This window comes from Pseudorhodoplanes sinuspersici, from assembly GCF_002119765.1.
Classification (GTDB): domain Bacteria; phylum Pseudomonadota; class Alphaproteobacteria; order Rhizobiales; family Xanthobacteraceae; genus Pseudorhodoplanes; species Pseudorhodoplanes sinuspersici.
Genome location: NZ_CP021112.1, coordinates 1,986,304 through 2,008,059, shown reverse-complemented (window position 1 = coordinate 2,008,059; position 21,756 = coordinate 1,986,304). Strand labels below are relative to the sequence as shown.

At 59.2% G+C, this 21,756-nt stretch carries 18 protein-coding genes; 7 read left to right on the top strand and 11 right to left on the bottom strand.

Annotation, left to right across the window (positions count from 1 at the left end; translation table 11 throughout):
- Positions 1-51: 51 nt before the first annotated feature.
- Positions 52-255, bottom strand: a complete 204-nt coding sequence (locus CAK95_RS09815; protein ID WP_086087754.1) for a CsbD family protein — start codon at positions 253-255, stop codon at positions 52-54.
- Between the two features lie 133 nt (positions 256-388).
- On the opposite strand from CAK95_RS09815, the gene CAK95_RS09810 reads away from it, so the two are divergent.
- Positions 389-604 (top strand): hypothetical protein, encoded by a 216-nt coding sequence (locus CAK95_RS09810; RefSeq protein WP_086087753.1) that lies wholly within the window; start codon positions 389-391, stop codon positions 602-604.
- Here the strand turns inward: CAK95_RS09810 and CAK95_RS09805 are convergent, their stop codons facing one another.
- The 4 genes from CAK95_RS09805 to CAK95_RS09790 all read right to left on the bottom strand — a co-directional run bounded on the left by CAK95_RS09805 (position 605) and on the right by CAK95_RS09790 (position 5,661).
- Positions 605-1,468, bottom strand: a complete 864-nt coding sequence (locus tag CAK95_RS09805; RefSeq protein ID WP_086087752.1) for a sugar phosphate isomerase/epimerase family protein — start codon at positions 1,466-1,468, stop codon at positions 605-607.
- A 149-nt stretch (positions 1,469-1,617) separates the two neighbouring features.
- Positions 1,618-2,808: a dihydrodipicolinate synthase family protein gene (locus CAK95_RS09800; RefSeq protein WP_086087751.1), complete on the bottom strand. Its 1,191-nt coding sequence runs from the start codon at positions 2,806-2,808 to the stop codon at positions 1,618-1,620.
- 152 nt (positions 2,809-2,960) lie between these two features.
- A complete protein-coding gene (locus CAK95_RS09795) occupies positions 2,961-4,112 on the bottom strand; it encodes a Gfo/Idh/MocA family protein (protein WP_086087750.1) in 1,152 nt (383 codons plus the stop codon).
- A 172-nt stretch (positions 4,113-4,284) separates the two neighbouring features.
- The gene (locus tag CAK95_RS09790; RefSeq protein WP_086087749.1) at positions 4,285-5,661 is read right to left on the bottom strand and encodes an enolase-like domain-containing protein; all 1,377 of its coding nucleotides are present in this window, start codon (positions 5,659-5,661) and stop codon (positions 4,285-4,287) included.
- A gap of 355 nt (positions 5,662-6,016) precedes the next feature.
- Between CAK95_RS09790 and otsB the strand changes: the two genes are divergently transcribed.
- The 5 genes from otsB (at position 6,017) to CAK95_RS09765 (ending at position 11,798) form a co-directional block, all read left to right on the top strand.
- On the top strand, positions 6,017-6,862 hold the full coding sequence (gene otsB / locus CAK95_RS09785; RefSeq protein ID WP_086087748.1) for a trehalose-phosphatase: 846 nt from the start codon (positions 6,017-6,019) through the stop codon (positions 6,860-6,862).
- Positions 6,859-8,649 carry a glycoside hydrolase family 15 protein gene (locus CAK95_RS09780; protein ID WP_086087747.1) on the top strand — a complete coding sequence of 597 codons (1,791 nt, stop codon included), beginning with the start codon at positions 6,859-6,861 and terminating at the stop codon, positions 8,647-8,649. The genes otsB and CAK95_RS09780 overlap by 4 nt, the downstream gene beginning before the upstream one ends.
- Positions 8,637-10,103, top strand: a complete 1,467-nt coding sequence (locus CAK95_RS09775; protein ID WP_086087746.1) for an alpha,alpha-trehalose-phosphate synthase (UDP-forming) — start codon at positions 8,637-8,639, stop codon at positions 10,101-10,103. The genes CAK95_RS09780 and CAK95_RS09775 overlap by 13 nt, the downstream gene beginning before the upstream one ends.
- Before the next feature lie 168 nt (positions 10,104-10,271).
- The gene (locus CAK95_RS09770; protein ID WP_183044229.1) at positions 10,272-10,643 is read left to right on the top strand and encodes a sensory rhodopsin transducer; all 372 of its coding nucleotides are present in this window, start codon (positions 10,272-10,274) and stop codon (positions 10,641-10,643) included.
- 237 nt (positions 10,644-10,880) lie between these two features.
- Positions 10,881-11,798 carry a hypothetical protein gene (locus CAK95_RS09765; protein ID WP_086087744.1) on the top strand — a complete coding sequence of 306 codons (918 nt, stop codon included), beginning with the start codon at positions 10,881-10,883 and terminating at the stop codon, positions 11,796-11,798.
- A gap of 154 nt (positions 11,799-11,952) precedes the next feature.
- Here CAK95_RS09765 and CAK95_RS09760 read toward each other — a convergent pair whose 3' ends face one another.
- Positions 11,953-14,961 carry an FAD-binding and (Fe-S)-binding domain-containing protein gene (locus CAK95_RS09760; RefSeq protein WP_086087743.1) on the bottom strand — a complete coding sequence of 1,003 codons (3,009 nt, stop codon included), beginning with the start codon at positions 14,959-14,961 and terminating at the stop codon, positions 11,953-11,955.
- A gap of 181 nt (positions 14,962-15,142) precedes the next feature.
- Between CAK95_RS09760 and CAK95_RS09755 the strand changes: the two genes are divergently transcribed.
- The gene (locus CAK95_RS09755) at positions 15,143-16,351 is read left to right on the top strand and encodes a pyridoxal-phosphate-dependent aminotransferase family protein (protein WP_086087742.1); all 1,209 of its coding nucleotides are present in this window, start codon (positions 15,143-15,145) and stop codon (positions 16,349-16,351) included.
- A 50-nt stretch (positions 16,352-16,401) separates the two neighbouring features.
- Here CAK95_RS09755 and CAK95_RS09750 read toward each other — a convergent pair whose 3' ends face one another.
- From CAK95_RS09750 to boxC, 5 genes are all read right to left on the bottom strand, one after another.
- Positions 16,402-16,767: a bleomycin resistance protein gene (locus tag CAK95_RS09750; protein WP_086087741.1), complete on the bottom strand. Its 366-nt coding sequence runs from the start codon at positions 16,765-16,767 to the stop codon at positions 16,402-16,404.
- Positions 16,764-17,138, bottom strand: a complete 375-nt coding sequence (locus CAK95_RS09745) for a bleomycin resistance protein (RefSeq protein WP_086087740.1) — start codon at positions 17,136-17,138, stop codon at positions 16,764-16,766. The genes CAK95_RS09750 and CAK95_RS09745 overlap by 4 nt, the downstream gene beginning before the upstream one ends.
- 96 nt (positions 17,139-17,234) lie before the next feature.
- The gene (gene boxA / locus CAK95_RS09740) at positions 17,235-18,437 is read right to left on the bottom strand and encodes a benzoyl-CoA 2,3-epoxidase subunit BoxA (protein WP_086087739.1); all 1,203 of its coding nucleotides are present in this window, start codon (positions 18,435-18,437) and stop codon (positions 17,235-17,237) included.
- A gap of 155 nt (positions 18,438-18,592) precedes the next feature.
- Positions 18,593-20,038, bottom strand: coding sequence for a benzoyl-CoA 2,3-epoxidase subunit BoxB (gene boxB / locus CAK95_RS09735; RefSeq protein WP_086087738.1), 1,446 nt, complete (start codon positions 20,036-20,038; stop codon positions 18,593-18,595).
- 20 nt (positions 20,039-20,058) lie between these two features.
- Positions 20,059-21,747 carry a 2,3-epoxybenzoyl-CoA dihydrolase gene (gene boxC, locus CAK95_RS09730; RefSeq protein ID WP_086087737.1) on the bottom strand — a complete coding sequence of 563 codons (1,689 nt, stop codon included), beginning with the start codon at positions 21,745-21,747 and terminating at the stop codon, positions 20,059-20,061.
- Between the last annotated feature and the right edge of the window lie 9 nt (positions 21,748-21,756).

Sequence of the window (21,756 nt, the reverse complement as noted above, 5' to 3'; positions counted from 1 at the left end):
AACAAAAAGGGCCCGTTTACGAGCCCTTTTCACAGGTTAATGCCGATTTGTTTACCAGCGTTGGGCGCTGTACCAATCGTCGATATCCTTGTTCACCTGATCCTTGGCAAGGCCATAACGCTCCTGGATCTTGCCTTCCAGCTGATCGCGGCGGCCGTTGATGACGTCGAGATCGTCATCGGTCAGACGACCCCATTGTTCCTTCACCTTGCCCTTCATCTGCTTCCAGTTACCTTCCACACGATTCCAGTCCATCCGTGGTTCCTCCGTTGCGTTGGAAAGGGATTTTGTGTGGAGACAACGTATGGCATTGCGCATAGTTCCTGAAGGCGGAACACGTGAGCCGAATTCCGCGTTACCCTTACAGGTCCAAACGGGATTCAGTGCCATGGACAAACCCAGGCCCCGCCCTTCGCCGGATGCCGTCTTCAATCGAGGACGGCCGGCACGCAAGAGTACTGAAATTCAGCCGGCCCGGAATGATGACGACGTCGCGCTCGAAACCTACGAGCAAAGTCCGGAACGGCCAGACGGCGACGAACGCAATAACGATGCGACACCGGACGGCCCGATGCCGGACCGTGAGCGCACCATATCGGATTGATCAGACGACAGTCTGATAGCGCGCAATGCAGGTGTCGAGCACCTCGTCCAACGGACGCGACCACCAGTCATTGGAGAGAAGCTCCACCTCGACGAAGCCTTTATACCCTTGCGCTTCTACAGCGCGGCGATAGGCGGGAATATCGATGACGCCATCACCCATCATGCCGCGGTCGAGGAGCATGTCTTTCATCGGCACGAGCCAGTCACAAACATGAAAAGCCAGCATCCGCTCTTTGCCGACACGATCGATCTGCTCCCACACGTCGGCATCCCACCATACATGGAAGGTATCGATCGCAACGCCGAGCGCGCCTGAGCGTGCGGGGTCGAGCACATCGCAGATATCGAGCGCCTGCCGCAGCGTGTTCACGCAGGCGCGATCCGCCGCATACATCGGATGCAACGGCTCGACCGCGAGCGGCACCTTGGCCGCTTTCGCATCATTCAGCAGTTGTCCAATGGCGTCGGTCACTTGCGCATGCGCCGCGCGGATATCCTTGCTGGGCTGCGAGCCTGGGCGGGAGAACTGCGGCAAACCACCGACGACAAGGACAAGACAGGGCGCGCCCAGCGCCGCTGCCTCGTCGATCGCGCGCCTGTTGTCGTCGAGCATCTCCTGCTTGTGCGCGGCATCGCAGGTATACATGCCGCCGCGGCAATAGCCGGACAATTGCAAGCCAGCATCGCGCACCGCTTTCACAGCGCGATCCAGTCCCACATGCGCCACCTGGTCGCGCCACGGCGACACAGCGCGGATGCCTCGCCGCGCACAAGCTTCGACAATGCCGACAAAATCGGCCTGCTGACGCACCGTCGCGGTGTTAATGGAGAGCCAGTGATGGTCCTTGGAAAGGTCGCGCATGGCCAGATCTCGTGTCCCGGACGCGGTGCAGCACAAAGCGAAGTACAGTGCTGCTGATCCGGGACCCAGTTAGATGAAAAGATGGGTCCCGGTTCTGCAGCGCATCGCTACACGATGCACTGCGCCCGGGACGCGATAGCTCTGAATACTCAAATTCCAACGCCTCTTATGGCCAACACCGCATTCATCCGCGCCACCGCCTGTTCCGGATCACGCAGCAAACCCGCCGCATCAGCCAACCGGAAAATTTCGGCGAGATGCAACGTCGAACGCGTGCTTTCCTGACCGCCCACCATGGTGAAGTGGTTCTGATGACCATTGAGATAAGCCATGAACACGACACCGGTTTTGTAGAATCGCGTGGGGCTGCGGAAGATATGCCGCGATAATGGCACGGTGGGACCAAGAATATCGTGGAAAGTCTCACCGTCATTCTTTGACAGTGCCACCAGCGCTGCGGCAGCCGCCGGCGCAATGGCATCGAAAATACCAAGCAATGCGTCGGAATAGCCCTGATCATCGCCGGCGATCAGTTCGGCATAATTGAAATCATCGCCGGTATACATCCGCACACCCTTGGCGAGGCGGCGGCGCATGGCGATCTCCTTGTCCTTGTCGAGCAGCGAAATCTTCACGCCATCGACCTTCGCGACATTCGCATTGATGACCTCGACCGCGACATCCATCGCCGCATTCGAATCCTTTGCGCCCCAGTAACCGGCCAGCGCCGGATCGAACATATCGCCCAGCCAGTGAATGATCACCGGCTCCTTCACCTGTGACAGCACACGGTTATAAACCTTCCGATAATCGTCGCCGGATTGCGCAACGCGCGCCAGTGCGCGCGAAGCCATCAGGATGATGCGGCCACCGAAACTCTCGATGGCTGCGATCTGCTCTTCATAGGCACGGATCACATCGTCGATGCTTTTTGCATCTTCCGGCGCAAGCTGATCAGTGCCGGCGCCGGAAAAAACGAGCCCGTTGCGCGGCTTTGCTGCTGCGACCGAACGCCGGATCAGTTCCAGCGACTGCGGCCAGCTCATGCCCATGCCGCGTTGCGCGGTGTCCATCGCTTCGGCAACACCGAAGCCGAGATCCCAAAGATGCTCGCGAAATGCGATCGTGCGGTCCCAGTCAACGGCGGCGTCGAGCCACGGGTCGCCGTCTGCCAGCGGATCGGCCACGACATGTGCCGCGGCGAAAGCGATGCGGTTGAGCGGCGCATCCACTTTTTGTGGAAAGTCGGCCGGCGTCGACACCGCAAAATTCTCGATGCTGCGATCGGCGCGCGGCAGCGCGATCGTCAATCCGGCTCGCGGACGTTCGTAGCGGTTCATGGCGGTTCCTCTTTCTTATCCCTCCCCTTTCAGGGGAGGATCGGCATGCGGAGCTTGCCGGGGTGGGGTCATCTTGCCTTGAGACCCCCACCCGACTGCCTCGCTTCTCCCGGCAGTCGACCTCCCCCTTTCAGGGGGAGGTATAAGCAAGACTACACCTTCAGCTTCGGAACATCGACGAAGCGGCGTTCCTTCCAGCTCTGCAGCGCGCATTCGACAAGTTGCACGCCCTTGGCACCTTCCAGCAACGTGTACCGATAAGGCGCATTCTCCATCACATGACGGATGAACATCTCCCACTGCACCTTGAAACCGTTGTCATAGACCTGATTGTCCGGCACCGGCTGCCATGTGTCGTAAAAGTCGATCGGCTGCTTGACGTCGGGATTCCACACGGGGCGGGGCGTGCCCTGCCGCGGCTGGATCACGCAATCGGTGAGACCGGCCACCGCCGAACCATTCACGCCATCGACCTGGAATGTCACGAGGTCGTCGCGATAAACGCGCGTCACCCAGGACATGTTGATGTGAGCGATCACGTCGCCTTCGAGCTCGAATGTCGCGTAAGCGGCATCGTCCGCCGTCGCGTCGTATTTCTTGCCGTTCTCATCCCAGCGCGCGGGAATATGCCGCGCGCCGACGCAAGATACGCTCTTCACTTCGCCGAACAGATTATCGAGCACATAGCGCCAGTGGCAGACCATATCGAGGATCATGCCGCCGCCATCTTCGCTGCGATAATTCCATGAAGGCCGCTGCGCCGTCTGCCAGTCGCCTTCGAACACCCAATAGCCGAATTCACCACGCACCGCGATCATGCGGCCGAAGAAGCCGGAATCGCGCAGCATCTTCAGCTTCAAAAGACCCGGCAGGAACAGCTTGTCCTGCACCACCCCGTTTTTCAGTCCGGATTCATTGGCGATTTTCGTGATTTTCATCGCCGAGGCGAGATCGGTCGCAATCGGCTTTTCACAATAGACGTGCTTGCCCGCCTTAATGGCTTTCTCCAACAGCTCGGGGCGCATCTGCGTTGTGCCGGCATCGAAGAAGATCTCGTCGTCTGGATTGAGCAGGGCCTTGTCGAGATCGGTTGACCAGCGCGCCACACCATATTGCTGTGCCAGCGCACTCACCTTGTCGGCATTGCGGCCGATCAGAATCGGATCCGGCATCACGCGCGTTCCGTCGGACAGGACCACGCCACCTGCATCGCGAATCGCCAGAATCGACCGGACCAGATGCTGGTTCGTGCCCATGCGTCCGGTGACGCCCGCCATGATGATGCCAAGACGCTTCACAGCCATCGAAAACTCCTCCCCATCACCGGCTCTTGGGCCGGCGCAATCTTTTAACTGGTTAGTTAAAACATGAAAAGGTGCAGTTTGCAAAGCCGGCGGCACCTGTTGAAGTGAAAAAACAAGGGATTTCACCCTTGCAAAAAATTGGCGTGCTCGGGGCGACGGACGATCCGCCTAGCTAGGCGTGGGGCGCCGCAATACTCGCCGGATCGACACCCGACGCAAAACCCGGCTGCGTCAAGGAGCCGATTTCGAGCCCCCCATCACGAACCGCCAGCCCGCTCCTGCCGGCATAAAAGTCTGGATGCGCCGTACAGAAGGCCTCGATTTCAGCGTCAGATGCCGAAGCAAAGCCGTCGACATAATGGTGTCCGTTCCGCTCCGCATGCGCGATCCCATGAAACGCCAGCAGGGCCGTGTCCTGCTGGACGGAGAGTCCCGCCTGACAGGTGAGGTCTTCCGCCGCAAGGAAAGCGCGCGCCTTGCCAGATTGCGTCCAGGCCGCGGCGCGGGCTCCATTCAGCAACGATTTGTAGATACCCTTGCAGGACTTCGACGAAATGCCGCGATAACCGAGTGCCAGCGCTTTCGGGAATGTATCGTAATCGCTTTCCGCTTCGTCGACGATGAAGGCAAAGCTTTCACCCAATACGCCGAGCGGTGTGGTGAACGTCAGATCGCGCGGCAATGGCTGCTCGATATAGAGAAGCCGCTGCGGAAACTGCGCGAATTGGCGCTCATTCATCAACATGCTTGTCAGCTTCGCCAAGGCATCGAGATCGGCATATTGCTCGTTGGCATCCAATGTGGCGCGATAATCGATCTTGTGCCGGTCCAACTCGGCGACGATTAGCTCAAGACGCGCGGCATCCGCCATGGGATCGCCGGACAATTTGATTTTGAAATAGCGGCATCCCGATTTTCGATAGGTTTCGGCAAGCGACTCGATGGGATCAGCCATGCCGAATGTATGCCGCACCATGACGCGCCGTGGCGGAACGCGGCTTTCAAGATAGGACGTGATGGCACCGTCGGTCAGGTCGGGAGTCAAACGCGCATCGAGTCCGACGACATTGCCGCGAAGTCCCGAGAAGACATCGAGATTGTGAGCGCGCAACAGCGCATCGAGAATCGCCTTGTCGAACTGCGCGGGCCCGAAAGCAGCTGCAAGACCCGGGATGGTCTCGCGCACGCAAAGCGCCAGCACGTCGGCATGACAAGCGGCGTGCAGACCAAACGCAGTGTCGGCTTTATCGTGCGCGAAATAGCAATCGCGTGCGACCGTCAATACCCGGCGCAGCTGCTCCACCGTCTCATCCGTCGTCAGCGCCGGGTCCTTGTTGAACCATTTGGGCACCATCAGCTCGGCGGTGGCGCCGATGCTGCGGCCCCTGTCAGTTTCGATCTCTGCTTTGAGAAAGAGCTGCGGCGCCTCGGTGATGGTGGCGGCGCCGAACTTGAAGGGCTTGCGGTACGCCACCGGCCTCTCGAACCAGTCCAGGCTCTTCAAGATGAACTTGGGCGCCGAGGAAAAGCCAACCGCTGCGTTCGTCATTGTAACTGTCCGGTTAAATCCAGGGAGTTATGCGTCAGCAGGCAATGCGGGGGAAGTCGGAACTATTTAGACTTATGATGGAACTTTTTAGCCGCTTGCTGCGTTGCACTCAGAACGTCCGACCGCGCGCTTCGGCAGCGCTCCCCTATAACAAAATACCGTCGCCGAAAGACCTGCGGAATGCATTTTAATTCATGTTTCTTTTTTGGTATTGTTGCGGTGCAAAATTTGCACCCGGGAACTCGGCCTTCCCGCCAATCGCCCCTGCTGTCGTTCGGTCACGATTGTTCGTCTTACTGTAGCGGCAAGCTGAACACCTTGCCGCGCTCTCCTCTCAATCTTGAACTGTTGCCTTATGCCTGAAACCCTCACCAAAACAACGTCGGCGGATGTCGATGTCGTCGGGCCGTCCACGCCGTCATCAGATGGAAAACGGGCCAGCCTGCCAGCCGAAATGCTGAAATTCGATCTCGATCGCACGGCGATCTTTCTCGATGTCGACGGCACGCTGCTGGATATCGCGCCCACCCCGCTCGAAGTGTATGTCCCCGCGCAGTTGCGTGAGGCGCTCTATGCGCTCTGGCAGCAACTCGATGGGGCAATCGCTTTCATCAGCGGCCGTCCGATCGCCGAACTGGACAGAATCTTCGATCCCCTGCGCTTGCCCGCCGTTGGCGGGCACGGAGCGGAAATCCGGTTCTTGCCGAAAGGCGAGATCCGCCGCAGCCGCATCGCGACACTCGATGACGCATTACGCGCGGATTTCGCGCTGATCAGCAAGATCGGCAAAGGCATCATTGTTGAGGACAAGGGCTATTCGCTGGCGATCCACTACCGGCAGGCGCCGGAATACGGCGGCGAGATCATGAAAAACGTCGTCGAAATCTGCAAGAATGAGCGATGCGACTCGCTCGAAGTGTTGCCGGGCAAACTCGTTGTCGAAATCAAGCCTGGCGGTTATGACAAAGGCACAGGCCTTCGTGAAATGATGAGTGCAGAAACATTCAAGGGCCGCCGTCCGATATTCATCGGCGACGATGTCACGGACAACGCAGCCTTCGCGGCGCTACCGGAATTCGACGGCACCGGATTTTCCGTCGGCGGCATCGTCAAGGGTGCGACATTCAATTTCGACGGACCGCAGGACGTTCGCGCGTGGTTGCAGCGTCTCGCGGGAGTCGATCACATGGAGGGGGAATGACGGATTACGGGCTTGACCTTGCACTCATTGGCAATGGACGCACAGCGGCTCTGGTCGAGCCGGGCTCGCGTATTACCTGGTGGTGCTTCCCGAGATTCGACAGCAATCCGGTATTTTCGCGCCTTCTCGCCGGCGATGAGGAGAAGGGCTTTACCGATGTCGTTCTCGAAGGTCTTGCCGACATCAAATCCGATTATCTGCGCAACACGCCCATCGTCGTCACCGAACTGACCGACGACAAAGGCGGGAAAATTCGCATCACCGACTTCGCGCCGCGCTTCCGCAATCTCGATCGTATCTATCGTGCACCGCAGCTCGTACGCATCATCGAGCCGCTGGCAGGACTGCCGCGCATCACCATCCGCTTTAGGCCGACGTATAATTACGGCCATCCGATCAACAATCGTACGGTCGGCAGCAATCACATCCGCTATTGGGGCGGAGACACGCAATTGCGTCTCACCACCGACGCCCCGCTCTCCTATATCGAACGCGAAGCCACATTCGTTGTCACCCGGCCGCTGCATATGGTGTTCGGCGCAGACGAGCCATTTCCCGCTGCGCTCGGTCCGACCTGCCGCGAGTTTCTCGAGAAGACCCGCGACTATTGGCGCGAATGGGTGCGCCGCCTGAATTTGTCCTATGATTGGCAGGACGCGATGGTGCGCTCCGCCATTACCCTCAAGCTCTCGAACTTTGAGGAAACCGGCGGCATCATCGCCGCCCATACGACGTCGATTCCGGAAACGCCGCATACGCAGCGCAACTGGGATTATCGTTTCTGCTGGCTGCGTGACGCCTATTTCGTGGTCAAGGCGCTGAACCGTCTCGGCGCCACCGGCACGATGGAGGACTTCATCCTCTATATCCTCAACCTCGTTTCGGAAGAGGCTGAATCCATTCGTCCGGTTTACAGCGTGGTGCAGGCCGATCCAATGGATGAACGGATTGCTGAAGACCTGGCTGGCTTCCGCGGCGACGGTCCAGTCCGCATCGGCAATGCTGCATCTATTCAGGCGCAACACGACACTTATGGCAGTATTATTCTCGCGGCGATGCCGATGTTCTTCGATCGCCGCCTGCCGCAAATGGGTGACGAGTCGCTATTCAAGCTGCTGGAAGTCCTCGGCCGCAAGGCCGAACGTCTTGCACTGACACCTGACGCCGGCATCTGGGAATATCGCGGCCGCCAGCGCATTCATACTCATTCGGTCGCGATGTGCTGGGCAGGCTGCAACCGCCTCGCGGCCATTGCACAGCAACTCGGCTTTGTCGACAGAGCCAATTACTGGAACGATGTTGCCGATAAAATCTATGCCGTTCTACTCGACAAGGCATGGAACGCAAAACGCGGCGCCTTCACCGCCGCCTTCGGCTCCGACGATCTAGACGCCAGCGTGCTGCTCCTGCACGAACTCGGCGTCGTCGAGGCGGACGATCCGCGTTTTGTCTCCACCGTTTCGGCGATGGAGCGTGAACTTCTGCGCGGCAAGCACGTTATGCGCTACGCCAGCCCAGACGATTTCGGCGTTCCGGAAGGCGAGTTCCTGATCTGCCGCTTCTGGCTGATCGACGCCTGGTGGTCACTTGGACGCAAACAGGAAGCGCGCGATCTGTTCGTCGACTCATTGCAATATCGCAACCGTTACGGGCTGCTGGCGGAGCATATCAACATGCAAAGCGGCGAATTGTGGGGGAATTTCCCACAAACCTATTCGATGGCGGGATTGATCCTGACCGCTATGCGCTTGTCACGAAGCTGGGAGGATCGCTATTGGCGCGGCTAGTCGTCGTCTCAAATCGAGTCTCGGCACCGAAATCAGGAACGCGCGCGGGCGGTCTTGAAGTCGCGGTCATGGCTTCGCTCAAGCATAATCCAGGCATCTGGTTCGGCTGGAGCGGCCGCGTCTCCGTGAAGACGCTCGAAACGCGGACGATCGAAAGCGACCGCATATCTTTTGTGCTGACCGACCTGCCAAAGGAAGCATACGAAGAATATTATTATGGTTTCGCTAACCGTGTATTGTGGCCGATCCTGCATTACCGGCTGGACCTCGCCGAATTCTCGCGCCAGGATTTGTCGGGCTATACCAAGGTCAATGAACATTTCGCCGAGGAACTGCACAAGATCCTGAGACCCGACGATGTCGTCTGGGTTCACGATTATCATTTCCTGCTGCTGGCAAAAGCGCTGCGTGAACGCGGTCACCAGAATCGCATCGGCTTCTTTCTTCATACGCCGTTTCCGCCGGTGGAAATCATCGCGGGCCTGCCGCATCACGAACGCATCATATCCGCGCTCTGCCATTACGATCTCGTCGGCTTCCAGACCGAAATCGACGCCGCCAATTTCGCACGTTATGTCGAAAGCGAATGCCAATATCCCGGCAATCGCAAGGATGGCTACAACACCGGCGAACGCGTTGTGCAGATTGGCGATTTCCCGGTCGGCATCGAGACCGAGAGTTTCGCCAAGATGGCGCGGCGCGCCATCAAATCCTCTTTCGTCAGCGGCGTGCTTGCGTCGCTGTCCGGCCGCGCGATGATCATCGGTGTCGACCGGCTCGATTATTCAAAAGGTATCGAACATCGCATTGCGGCGTTCGAGCGCTTCCTGGAACACCACCCCGATTGGCGCAACAACGTCACCTATCTGCAGATCTCGCCGAAAAGCCGTTCCGCCATTCCCGAATATATGGACATGGAGCGCAACGTCTCGACCATTGTCGGGCGCCTCAATGGCACCTATGGCGAAGCGTCCTGGACGCCGGTGCGTTACGTCAACAAGGCCCATACGCGCACAGCCTTGGCCGGCCTCTATCGCGGTTCGCGAGCAGCACTGGTCACACCGCTGCGCGATGGCATGAACCTCGTCGCCAAGGAATATATCGCGGCGCAGGATCCTGAAGATCCCGGCGTCCTCATTCTGTCGCGTTTCGCTGGCGCTGCCATGGAGTGCAAACCGGCGCTTCTCGTCAACCCTTACGATTCCGAGGCCGTCGCCGCTGCCATTCATCGCGCCTTATCGATGCCGTTTGAAGAACGGCGGGCGCGCTATGAAGCGCTCTACAAGATCATTGCCGCCAACGACATCCAGGACTGGCCAGGACGATTCCTGAAGGCGCTGACCGGTTCGCCCACGCTTGCGGCATCAATCACAAAGCCGGACGAACCGCCGCCGACGGAATCCGCCAGCGGCTATTCCGCACCTAGTGTCGTGGTTCAGAGTTTCGCTTCATAAACTGCCGCGAGTCCTTCGAGCGAATTTCTGAACCAAACGACACTGGAATGTTGAGTTTGCTAGTGTCCTTCGAATCCGACATTCGCTCTCAAAGGTGCTGCAAGATCAAGCGAACTTCGGGTTCGGGACACGAGAGTGGCATTCAGATGAACTGGAAAGGAAGCCTTGATGTCAGCGATCGGCAAAACCAAATGGGCGATACCGGAAGGTTACATTCCCTCGGGCAGCGTGTCGCAGGATCGCGCATTGCTGTCGCACGAGACCGCATGCATTTTGAATGCGGGTGATCGCGAAGCGAACATCAAATTGTCCGTCTTCTTTGCTGACCGCGACCCGGTGATTTACTCGGTCAAAGTGCCGGCCCGGCGGACGCTGCATCTGCGCTTCAACGATCTGACCGACCCCGAACCCGTTCCGCTCGACACCGACTACGCATCGGTGTTCGAATCCGATGTGCCGATCGTCGTACAACATACCCGCCTCGATTCCCGCCGCGCCGAAATCTCGCTCCTCTCCACCATCGCCTTCGGCCAGGACTGATCCCTACAGCCCGTTGCCCCCGACAGCCTATGGCGGCAACGGCTCTTCCCCACAACATTTAAGGGTGCCGCTTGTCGCAAATGCTTCTTACTCGTCGTTTTAAGGAGTAGACGGGACCACGTCCGCCCGCGATCAATGGGCGGACGCGCATTGGCGGGGGCGTCGATGGGATTGAGATGGATCGTGGCCGTCTGGGGGCGCGCATCGTTTTGTGTTGAAGCGATCCTCCGTCGAAGGATGCGCAAGGCCGCTGCCATTGCCACAATTGCCGTGCTTTTCGGCTTGTCCGCTATACCCGCGCAGGCGGCTTCCAAGAAACAAGCTACAGGAACGAACGAAAGCAATTCCGTTCCTGAAGTGCCGAGCGACGATATTTTTGGCTTCACCTCGCCAACCGATGTCGGAGATGTCGGCGATCTTGGTTTTGCCAACGAAAACGATGGCCGCACAGGAAAACGCGACGGCCGTTATCGGGCGCTCGATTCAAAATTCGAATTCAGTTCAACGCCGGCCAGGGATTGGTGGATGGCCGGCTCGTTTTTTGCCGCGTGGGACAGGATACGTAATGTTACCGACCTACATGCCAACAGCACCAGCAGCTTCGACGGAATTTCTTTCGAAATCGAGCGACTGCTGGTCCGACGCAGCGCCGGCAATCCGTTCGCTGTCTCGCTTTCCGTCGAACCGCGATGGTCGCGGATCGACCCCGTGAGCGGGCTTCGATCCACTGCTTATAACGCGCAATTCAAGATTTTTGTCGATGCGGTCGTTATACCTGAGAAGCTCTATTGGGCTGCCAATGTGTATTTCACCCCACAACGTGCGCAGAACATCATCGATCGCAGTATTCAGCTGGATTCGTCATCAACCTTCCTGTCCACGGCCCTGACATTCCAGCTTTCGCCAAGTCTCTTTGTTGGCGCGGAGGCGAGGCACCTCACGTCCTACAATGGCCTCTGGCTTAACGAGCGAATGGGTTACGCCTTTTATGTCGGCCCGACCATGGCCTGGAAGATCACCGACAAGATCGTGTTCAACACTACGTGGCAGCCTCAGATCTCCGGCCGTTCAGCGATAAATCCGGGATTGCGTTACGACCTCGACAATTTCGAGCGCACGCAATTCCGGGTGAAGCTGTCGCTCGGACTGAATTAACCGCGAACCTAACCCGCTCGTCCCCGCCGAAAGCGGGGACCCAGAGCTAACGAGCAATATATAAAAGATAAGAACTGGATTCCCGCCGGAGCCTGTCATCGGGCGCGCGCAAGCGCGGCCCGTTGGCGGGAATGAGCGGAGAGGGAGACTCTATTCAGGCGATCGCCCGCGCCAGCACGCGCGCCACATGCATAGCGTCCCGGCCCGCGCCGTCATGAATCTGATGCCGGCAGGATGTGCCGTCTGCAACGAGGATGGCGTCATCCGGCGCCTTTCGAACAGCCGGTAAAAGCGACAATTCACCCATCGCGAGCGAAACGTCGATGCTGTCGGCGGCATAACCGAATGCCCCGGCCATGCCGCAACAACTCGACTCGATCGCCTCGACCTTCAGATCGGGAATGAGTTTCAGCACGGTCTGTACCGGTGTGAAGGCTTCAAACGCTTTCTGGTGACAATGGCCATGCACCAACGCGCGTTGCGGCATGGATTTCAGCTTGAGCGAAAACCGGCCGGCCTTGTGCTCGCGCGCCAGAAACTCTTCGAACGTGAGCGCAAGCTGCGACAATGCCTTCGACGTGTCGGACTTTATCAATGCCGGTATTTCGTCACGGAAACTGAGAATGCAGCTCGGCTCGAGGCCGATCACAGGAACGCCCTTGTCGATAAAGGGCTTCAATGCCGCAAGCGTGCGCTCCGCCTCCTCGCGTGCCTGATCGACGGCGCCGACCGACAGGAAGGTCCGCCCGCAACACAGCGGCCGCTGATTTTTCTTGAGAGGTTGCGCGATATGCACGCGATAACCGGCGGCCGACAGCACCGCAATCGCATCGTCGAGATTTTCGCGCTCGAAATAGCGATTGAAAGTGTCGGCGAAGAGGACGATGTCGCCCTCAGCCATATCCTTTTTGTCATGCCCGGCCTCGTGCCGGGCATCCACGTTTTCCTTCGTCAAAGTCGTGGATGGCCGGGTCAAGCCTGGCCATGACGGAGACGGGTCGCAAAAGATATCTGTCCGCCACCTCGGCAAACTCCGCTTGGCACTAAATCCCGCCAGCACCTCCGACAGCCAACCCGCACCCGGCACGACGTTTCGCAAATTCAGCAGCCACGGCACTTTCGCGGCATGAGGCGCATAACGCGGCAGCCAGCCGATCAGGCGATCGCGCAGCGAGAAACCGAAGCGCGCCGCTCGCGCCGACAGCACTTCGATTTTCATGCGCGCCATGTCAACACCGGTCGGGCATTCGCGGCGGCAGGCTTTGCAGGATACGCAAAGCTTCATCGTCTCGGCCATGTCATCGGAGGTGAGCGCATTGGCACCGAGTTGACCGGTGACGGCAAGACGCAGCGAATTGGCGCGACCGCGTGTGACATCTTTTTCGTCGCGCGTGACGCGATAGCTCGGGCACATGACGCCGCCTTCGATCTTCCGGCAGGCGCCGTTGTTGTTGCACATCTCGACCGCGCCCTGGAAACCGCCGCCTTTGCCCGGCCAGGCCGACCAATCCAGCCGCGTCGTGATATCTTCGCCGCGATACCCGGGACGGAAGCGGAAGTAATTGCGATCGTCGAATTTCGGCGCACGCACGATCTTGCCGGGATTAAAGAGATTTCCAGGATCAAAAAGTGTCTTCACCTCTTCGAACGCGTGCACCAGACGCGATCCAAACATGAATTCATGAAATTCCGAACGAACAAGGCCGTCGCCGTGTTCACCCGAATGCGAACCCTTGTACGCGCGCACCATGGCAAAGGCTTCCTCGGCGATCGCACGCATCGCCTTGACGTCCTTGTCGAGACGCAAATTGAGGATTGGTCGCACATGCAGACAGCCGACGCTTGCATGCGCGTACCAGGTGCCCCGCGTGCCGTTCTTTTCGAACACTTCCGTGAGGCGCGCGGTGTATTCTGCCAGATGCTCCAAGGGCACCGCGCAGTCCTCGACGAAGGACACGGGCTTTCCCTCATCCTTCATCGACATCATGATGTTCAAACCCGAGGTGCGGACATCGGTGATCGCCGCCTGCAAGGCCGGATCCAGCACCTCGACCACACCGCCCTGCTTCGCACCGGTCTTGGCGAAGCTGTAACCGAGATCGCCCATCAATTCGGAGAGCTGCCTGAGACGGCGGAGATTTTCATCCTGGTCGTCCTCGCCAAATTCGACCAGAAGGATCGCGTCCGGCGTGCCGCGCACGAATTGCTCCAGCGTCGGACGAAAGATCGCAATCTCGCGTGCGAGCTCGATCATGGTGCGATCGACGAGCTCGACGCCGATCGGCTTCAGCCGCACAATGTGTTGAGCCGCATCCATCGCATCATGGAAGCGGCCGAAGTGACACGCGCCCACCGCGCGGCGACCCAATAGCGGTGCAAGTTTCAACTCAACCTGTGTCGTGAAGCCAAGCGTGCCCTCGGAGCCGACCAGGATGTGCGCGAGGTTGAGGTCGTTGCGGCCGGGCAGCAATGCATCAAGGTTATAGCCGCCGACCCGGCGCTGCACTTTCGGGAAGCGGGCGACGATCTCATCGGCCTCACGGGCACCCAGTGCAAGCAGATCGCGGCCGAGATCGACCATCGCCGACGAATGCAGATGATCCGACAGATCAGCGGGCGAAGAACCGAATGTCTGCCGCCGACCACCGGCAAGGATAGCCTCGATCGAGACGACATTCTCGCGCGTGTTGCCATAGCGTAGTGAGCGCGCGCCGCAGGAATTATTCCCGGTCATTCCTCCGATGGTGGCGCGTGACGCCGTTGAAATATCGACCGGAAACCACAGGCCATGTGGCTTCAACGCGCGGTTGAGATCCTCGAGCACGATCCCGGGCTCGACCACACAGCGCCGGTTCGCGACATCGATGTCGATGATGCGGTTGAGATATTTCGAGCAATCGATGACAAGCGATTCGTTGACGGTCTGCCCGCATTGCGAGGTCCCCCCGCCCCGCGCCAGCACGGTGACGCTTTCCTCACGGGCGATATCGATCGCGCGTGCGGCATCATCCATCGTCCGTGGCGTCACCACGCCGATGGGCATCATCTGATAATGGGACGCATCCGTCGCATAACGGCCGCGGGTGAAGCGGTCGAACCTGACCTCGCCCTGGATCGCGGATTTGAGCCGCCGCTCCAGTCCGGGCCTCAATGTGTCTGGCAACGCTTCCTCCGGCCGTCTTTTTTGCGCCCTTTAAGGGGCGTCGATACGTTTTTGCTATTGCGCCATGCCCGCTTTGGGCTTGACCGGAATGTCGCATTCAGTGTTCATCCGGGCAAGTTCGGGCCGCCAAGGCTGCCCTTTTGGCTTTGAGACTGCCATTTTCTTCAAGGAGTTACCGACGATGGCCCAGAATTCATCGCGTGCCCCCGGCCGCCATTTTCTGCAGATTCCCGGACCAACACCGGTCCCGGATCGCGTTTTGCGCGCCATCGATATGCCGATCATCGACCATCGCGGTCCGGAATTCGCCAAGATGGCGAAGAAGGCTCTCGAAGGCATCAAGACCATCTTCAAGACCTCTAACCCGGTGATCATCTACACCGCGACCGGAACCGGTGCCTGGGAAGGCGCGCTCGTCAACACGCTCTCGCCCGGCGACAAGGTGTTGATGATCGAAACCGGCCAGTTCGCCACCCTCTGGAAGAAGATGGCCGAGAAGTTCGACCTGCAGCCCGAGTTTATCAAGACCGACTGGCGTGTCGGCGCCGATCCTGCTGCGATCGAGGCGCATCTGCGCCAGGACACCGGCAAGGAGATCAAAGCGGTCTGCGTCGTTCACAACGAGACCTCGACCGGCTGCGCCAGCGACATCGCCGCAATCCGCAAGGCCATCGATGCCGCCGGTCATCCGGCTCTGTTGATGGTGGATACGATTTCCTCGCTCGGCTCTGCCGATTACCGGCATGACGAATGGGGTGTCGACGTCGCGATCGGCGGTGCGCAGAAGGGTTTGATGCTGCCGCCCGGCATGTCCTTCAATGCGCTCAGCCCGAAGGCACTCGAAGCCTACAAAACCTCGAAGCTGCCGAAGTCGTTCTTCGACTGGGCCGACATGATCAACATGAACAAGGTCGGCTTCTTCCCGTACACTCCCGCAACGCTGATGCTCGGCGGACTGGTCGAGAGCATCGGCATGCTGCACGAGGAAGGGCTCGACAATGTCTTTGCACGCCACGACCGGCTTGGCGAAGCCGTGCGCCGCGCGGTGAAGCATTGGGGCCTCGAGATCCTGTGCCGCGATCCGAAATACTACTCGTCGACGGTCACCGCGATTCTGTTGCCGGACGGCCATGATGCCGATGCCTTCCGCGGGATCGCACTCGAGCATTTCAACATTTCCTACGGCGCAAGCTTCGGAGCGCTGGCGGGAAAGTATTTCCGCATCGGTCACCTCGGCGACACCAACGATACCACCATCATGGGTGCACTGGCTGCGACCGAAATGGCGCTGTCGCTGGCTGGCGTTCCACACAAGAAGGGCGGCGTGCAGGCGGCGATGGACTATCTTGTCTCCGCGCACGCCACGCCGGCGCGGGTGGCTGCGGAATAATCCCATTTCCAGCGGCAAATGCTTCAACGGCCGGGCTTGCCCGGCCGTTTTTATTTGTCCTCGGCTTTCTCCAGTTCCTCGCCGAAACTGAGCAGATAGCCGTCCGGATCCTTGATCGCGAACTCCATCATGCCGTAGGGCATTTTCTCAGGCCCCCATTCGGGCGTCACGCGGTCCTTGATAGCATTCCACAACGCATTCAGATCATCGACATAGATATATTGTGTGCCGGTCGCGTGCGGTGTGCCGACATGCTCGTTGCGCATGAACATCAGCGTCACACCATCCCGCTCCAGCCGACACCAGTGTTTCTCGCGACGGACACAGCGAAATCCGAGCACGGATTCGTACCAGGCGATCGTCCGCTGCAAATCTCCGGCTTGCAGCATCGGCGTCAGTGAGCGCAGGCGCATCATCCGTTCTCCGCGATCTCCTGTGGCGCACAACCGAACCGCAGAAGATTGCCATGCGGATCGTGAATGTAGAATTCCTTCATATCCCACGGCCTGATCACGAAGTCGGATAGTCTTTCGACACCGCGCGCTTTGTACTCTGCATAAAGCGCCGGAACCTGGCCTCCGCGAATGTAGCACGACGTATGCTCAGGGAAGATCCGGTCCTTTGTCAGCCAGAAATGCATCTCCATATCGTCGCGCTTCACGATCAGATACTCGCCGTAGCGAGCGCCTTGGAAGCCGAGCCGGTCAACGTAGAAGCGATAGGACTCGTCGAGATCCAACGAGGCCAGGATCGGAATGCACCGAGCGGGATCCGCAACCGCATTCATGCTTTTACGATTTCCATCAAGCAATGATGGAGCGCAGGCTATTCAAAGTCCTCGACCAGAGCGAGCATAGAAGCGAGGCCGGGGACTGGAATTTCCCTAGTACGTTTCGACGTGATAGCGACCTTGCGCACGCATGTCGCCGCGCAGACTGGCCCAGTCCATGCCCGCGCTGCGGCAGATATCGGCCAATGCCTCATCGACACCCGCTTCCATGCCCTTGAGGCCGCAGATGTAAATATGCGTCCTGGCGTTCTTGAGAAACACCAGCATCTCTTCAGCGGTCGCGCGCATGCGATCCTGTACGTAGGTTTTCGGCTCGCCGGGCACCCGCGAATAGGCGAAGTGCTTGCGCAACAACCCATCCGGCACTTTCTGCAGCGGGCCGAAATACGGCAATTCCTCCGGACGGCGCGCGCCGAAATAGATCATCATGCGGCCCGGTGCATCGCGCATGGTGCGGCGGCGGCGCTCGGTGAACCCACGAAACGGCGCGGAGCCCGTGCCGGTGCAGATCATGATGATATTGGCGGACGGATCATCAGGCATCAGGAAGGTGGCGCCAAACGGACCTGTGACCTGAACCGTGTCGCCCTTCTTCAGATCGCAAACATAATTGGAGCACAGACCTTGCGGCTCGCGCTTCACCGTCAGCGCGAGATTGTTGGTTTTCGGCTTCTCGCCATCGCGCGGACTGGCAACGGAATAGAGCCGGATGACATGCGGCTTGCCGTTCTCATCGCTACCAGGCGGAATGATGCCGATGCTCTGGCCTTCAAGGATCGGGAAAGAGGCATCGCCGAAATCGAGAATGACGTGGCGCACGTCGTTATCGGCTTCGGCTTCGGTCAATCTGAAATTGCCGGTGACTGTTGCCGTAACCGGACGGCCGCGATTGTAAAGATTGATCGTCGGCTTGCTGGCTGAGGCCGGCGCAATACTTTTTCCACCGCTGCCGGAATGCGCCTCAGCGATCAGCTTCGCAGCTTCGTCGTCAACGGCTTCGCCGCCATCCTCGGCGCTGGCGATCTCTTCCTGCGCCGGCAATTCCTGCCAGCCGAATTGATCGTCGATGCTATAGGCAGCATTGACGACGCGCCAGTTGTCGATCGAGCCCGTCGGACATGGCGAGATACAGTCGAGACAGAAATTGCACTTCTCGGCATCGACGACATAGTTGTTGTCGTCGTGCGTGATCGCATCGACCGGGCAGGTCTCCTCACAGGTGTTGCAGCGGATGCAAACCTCGGGATCGATGAGGTGCTGCTTCTTCGGTCCTGTTGCTGTTTGGGTCTCGCTCATGGCGCACTCTCTTCCCTCTCCCCGTTTACGAGGAGGGGGTGGCGAGGACTATCAAGTCCGAGCCGGGTGAGGGGCATTCGCAAAGCCCCTCACCCGGTCGCCTGCGTTACACTTCGGCGACCGACCTCTCCCCGCATCGCGGGGAGAGGTAAGGGTCACGCCGCGATCTTCACATATTCGAATTCGCCGGGCTTATTGTCGATACCCACCTTTGGCGGCGAGATCCAGCTTGCGTATTTGCCCGGCTCGGTCACCGGCTTCATCAGCGCTTCGATGAATGCACCGTCGTCCTTTGACGGCAGCCACTGATCGCGCATCTTCGCCCAGTCGGCGTCGGTCAGCACGATGCCAGTCGGCGACGCATGCACATCCTTGAATTCGCCAACATGGCGGTGGAACGCGACATGCGGCAATTCAAGACGGAAATTCACGCCGGTCTTTTCGATCACCTTGTTCCAGCGCTCGACGCCCTTGGCGCAATCGTTGGTGTAGTCGTCGCGCAGACGCATATTCAGGGCGGTCAGCGCCGGCTCATCCACCAGCTTGATCTCGCCATCGACGAATTTCAGCACTGGATAGGTGTCGTTGGTCAGGCGGTGATCGTCGTCGATCTTCGTCTCCTGATATCGCCCCTTGATGCCGTTGTTGTAAGCATTGGCAGCGTTGGTCGAGACCTCGGAACCGAATAGATCGAGCGACAGTGAATAGTGCAGGTTCAGCTTCTTCTGGATGGTCGGCAGATCAATCACGCCGAGCGCACGGACCTTTGCAATTTCATTCGGATCATCGATGCCGGCCGCCTTCATTGCCTCGCAGGTGCGCTGCACAGTGCGCGCGATGCCGGTCTCGCCGACGAACATGTGATGCGCTTCCTCGGTCAGCATGAAGCGGCAGGTACGCGACAGCGGATCGAAGCCCGATTGCGCCAGGCTTTCAAGCTGCATCTTGCCGTCGCGATCGGTGAAGAACGTGAACATGAAGAAGGACAGCCAATCCGGCGTCGATTCATTGAAGGCGCCAAGCATGCGCGGCGCCTCCTCGGAGCCGGAACGGCGGCGGAGCAAATCATCCGCTTCATCGCGACCATCGCGGCCGAAATATTTGTGCAGGAGATACACCATCGCCCAAAGATGACGACCTTCCTCGACATTCACCTGGAACAGGTTGCGCATGTCGTAGAGCGACGGCGCGGTCTTACCGAGATGGCGTTGCTGTTCGACTGAGGCCGGCTCGGTGTCGCCCTGGATGACGATGAGGCGGCGCAGGAGCGCGCGATGCTCGCCCGGCACTTCCTGCCACGCCGGCTCACCCAGATGCTGGCCAAAATTGACCTTGCGGCCTTCTTCCGCCGGCGCAAGCAACACGCCCCAGCGATATTCCGGCATGCGCACGTAATCGAACTTGGCCCAGCCTTTCGGATCGACCGACACGGCCGTCCGCAGATAAACGAGCGATTCCTGGAAACCCTCCGGCCCCATATCCTGCCACCAGCTCAGATAGCCAGGATGCCAGGTCTCGAGCGCCTTCAAGACACGGGCGTCCTCAGTGAGACCGACATTGTTCGGAATCCGGGTCGAGTAATCGACATTCATGTAGTTCATGGTGCGCTCCTCGTGTTTTCTTAAACGCGCCGCGTATCGAACACCGGCTTCTGTCCGGTGCCATAGCGGCGCAATGCGCCTTCCTCGCCAACAGCGTTCGGCCGCTGGAAAATCCAGTTCTGCCATGCGGTCAGGCGCGCGAAGATTTTCGATTCCATCGTCTCCGGTCCGCCGAAGCGCAGATTGGCTTCAAGACCAGTAAGGCCATCAGGCGAAAAGCTTGCGCGCTCCTCAAGGAAGATGCGGATTTCGTCTTCCCAGTCGATGTCATCGAAGGCGAAGGTGACAAGCCCGGCCTTCTCGGCGGCCTCCGCGTCGAGCGCCTGACCGATCTTCGCCTTCGCAGCATCGAGCGAGGCCTTGTCATCGAGGAAGCGGCTTTCCAGCCGGCTGATCCCGTTCGGCATCGGATAAGGGCCGAAATTCGCTTTGCTCAACGCGATGGTCGCCGGCGGCTGATTGCCGCCGTTGAGCTGACCGATCAGCATATAGGAGCGATCGCAGGCGAAGACGATTTCAGCAAGCGTACCGGCGAAGCACGATCCTGGCTCGATAATCGCAACAAGGCTGCGCGAGGTTAGATCGACGCGCTTGAGAACACGCTTCCAGTAAAGACTGATTTCGCGCGCGAGCCAGTTCGATTTATTGGCTTCGAGGAAGGCATCGTAGCTAAGAACCTGTTCGGGATCGCCTTCCGACTTGAACACGATGACGGCGATATCGCCTTCGTTAGTGCGAATATCGAGAATGGCATCGTCCAGTTCGCGCGCCAGCCGCAGTGGCCAGAAATCCGCGCCAAGCTTGACCATGTCGTCCGCATTGACCGGGGGCGGCACTTCGGGTCCGCGCACTGTGATGGTGGCGATACGCTCTTTGCGATTCAGCTTCACCGTGACGGATTTGTATTCGACCGTTTCGCCATTGACCTTGCGGTTCAGCGGCGTCAACGCAATGCCCTTCGCACCGGACGGGCGATCCGACTTGCCCGCGAATTCCCTGGCACGCTCGGTCACGATCTGCTCGAGTTTCGGTGCCGCGACGACTTCATCGACCAGGCGCCAATCGACCGCGCGCTTGCCTTTCACGCCCTCTTCGGTCGTGCAGAACACGTCGGCATGATCGCGACGTACCTTGCGCTTATCGGTGACGCGGGTGAGACCGCCGGTGCCCGGCAACACCGCCAGCAATGGCAATTCGGGAAGCGACACAGCGGACGAACCGTCATCGACCATCATGATGTGATCGGCAGCAAGCGCCAGCTCATACCCACCGCCAGCACAGGCGCCGGTCACGACGCAAATCGTCTTCTGGCCCGAAAACTCGCTCGAGTCCTCGATGCCGTTGCGGGTCTCGTTGGTGAATTTGCAGAAGTTGACTTTGTCGCCATGCGTCGCGCCCGCGAGCATGCGAATATTGGCGCCGGCGCAGAAGACGCGCGGCTTGCCGGAGCGCAACAATACCACTTTCACGTCGGGATATTCGAAACGCAGGCGCTGCAGCGCATCGGCCAACTCGATATCGACGCCGAGGTCGTAGGAATTGAGCTTCAGCTCATAGCCTTCGTAGAGACCGCCCTTCTCGTCCACGTCCATGGCGAGCGTAGCAATGTCGCCATCGACCGACAGTTTCCAATGCTTGTAGCGCGAGGGGTCGGTCTCGAAGCCGATACGGGTTGCCCCATTCGCGAGTTTGCGAGCGACGTCAGCCATCCTTGGCGC